The following is a 1,822-nucleotide window of genomic DNA, read 5'->3' as shown; positions in this document are numbered from 1 at the left end:
TGCCTCCGGTCGGGCTACGCCCTCCCTCCGACACACACCCGCCGCAGCGTCTCATCCTGATTGACGCGGAATCTCACCCTGATTGTCGCGCCGCAAACGAGCGTCGGCGGTTCGGCTACCGGCGCCTGTTCGTGCTGCTGCGCCGCGAGGGCGAGCCCTCGGGGATCAATCGGATCTATCGGCTCTACCGCGAAGAGGGGCTGACGGTGCGCAAGCGGAAGGCGCGGCGCAAGGCGGTCGGAACGCGGGCACCGATCCTGGTCGAGGCACGGCCCAATGCACGCTGGTCGCTGGATTTCGTCCATGACCAGTTCGCGGGCGGCCAGCGCTTCCGGGTGCTCAACGTGGTCGACGACGTCACCCGTGAATGCCTCGCGGCGATCCCTGACACCTCGATCTCGGGGCGCCGTGTCGCGCGTGAACTGACGACCCTGATCGAGCGCCGCGGAAAGCCCGGCATGATTGTCAGCGATAATGGAACGGAACTGACCAGTAACGCGATCCTGCGGTGGTGTTCCGAGCATCGGATCGAATGGCACTACATCGCGCCGGGCAAGCCGATGCGAGACACGGTTTCGTCGAAAGCTTCAATGGCAGGATGCGTGATGAGTTGCTCAACGAGACCATGTTCCGCAACCTGGCCCATGCGCGGGTCGTGATCGCCGCCTGGGCTGCCGACTATAACACCGAACGTCCGCACTCGGCTTTGGATTACCAGACCCCGGCCGACTACGCGCGGACCCTGACCACCGCAATCGCCCGACCCGCTGCGCGAGATGAAAGCTCCGCGCGTCGGGCGATTGCTCAACCCGCGCCAATCGGCGTAAACACCAACCGGGCTCCGGTCGCGGCTGGATGAAAGTTCAGTGGCAGGTCAGAAATCCAAAACCGGGGACAAGCATCCCTATTACATGTGCTTCAACAAAGGCTGTGGCTCCTATCGGAAATCCATACGCCGTGACGTGATCGAGGGAGAGTTCGCAGACCTGTTGCGTGACGTTGCACCGTCTCCGGCAAAGCTGTCACTGGCCAAGCGCATGTTCTCCGCCGCATGGAACCAGCGCCAGGAAAGCGCCCGTGAAAATGCCGCGCTCTATGCCAACAGGATCGGCGAACTCGATGCGCAGGTGGAGACATTACTCTCCCGGCTCATGGAGGCCGACACCAGCACGGTCATCAAAGCCTATGAAAAGAAGATCGGAGAACTGGAACAGCAAAAGCTGCTGCTGGCCGAAAAAGCGGAAGCAACAGGCAAGCCAAGAGCCGCCTTTGAGCAGTTGTTCGAACTCGCAATCAAGTTTCCGGCAAACCTTTGGAAAGTCTGGGAAAGTGGTCGTTTCGACCTGCAACGACTCGTCCTCAGACTGGCATTTGCAGAGCGCTTGCCATACAGCCGGGAAACAGGGTTTCGAACCCCGGAATTATCATTTCCGTTCAAAGCGTTAGGGGGGGAATCCATGCAGGATTGTAAAATGGCGGAGGAGCCAGTCTGGAGCTATCCCGTCTCTGCAAAATTCCCTGCAAACAGGGAAATTAACAGAGTATTTCTGCTGTTTTCTGGCAATCAATGCTGGGATCGGCGAAAAACTCGACGACTATTCAATGCCTTATCCGAAATTTCCCTACCCACAGGAACAGGGAACTTTTTCGAGCCGAACAAGGTAATTTCTTCTTCGAGCAGGGAACTGGGTCACGGCGGCACGATCCTGCCGATGCAGGCCTTCCGTGTCATTTGAGCGGCCTCGGACGCGATGGAATCTGGTATCGTGAAGGGGACTCATAGAATGACGAACGACCTTACCCGGGCCTCTGCGGCACCGGC

The 1,822-nt window shown here is 59.3% G+C and carries 1 protein-coding gene and 1 pseudogene; both read left to right on the top strand.

Features of this window, described 5'->3' with window-relative positions; genetic code table 11:
- Nucleotides 1-92: 92 nt before the first annotated feature.
- Nucleotides 93-859 (top strand): annotated as a pseudogene (locus LX70_RS20335) (IS3 family transposase); the annotation flags it as partial.
- Nucleotides 860-866: 7 nt separating this feature from the next.
- Nucleotides 867-1,736, top strand: coding sequence for a hypothetical protein (locus LX70_RS20330; RefSeq protein WP_146111690.1), 870 nt, complete (start codon nt 867-869; stop codon nt 1,734-1,736).
- Nucleotides 1,737-1,822 lie beyond the last annotated feature (86 nt).

The sequence above is a fragment of the Albidovulum denitrificans genome (assembly GCF_002973535.1).
GTDB lineage: Bacteria > Pseudomonadota > Alphaproteobacteria > Rhodobacterales > Rhodobacteraceae > Albidovulum > Albidovulum denitrificans.
This window is presented reverse-complemented; position numbering and strand designations above follow the sequence as displayed.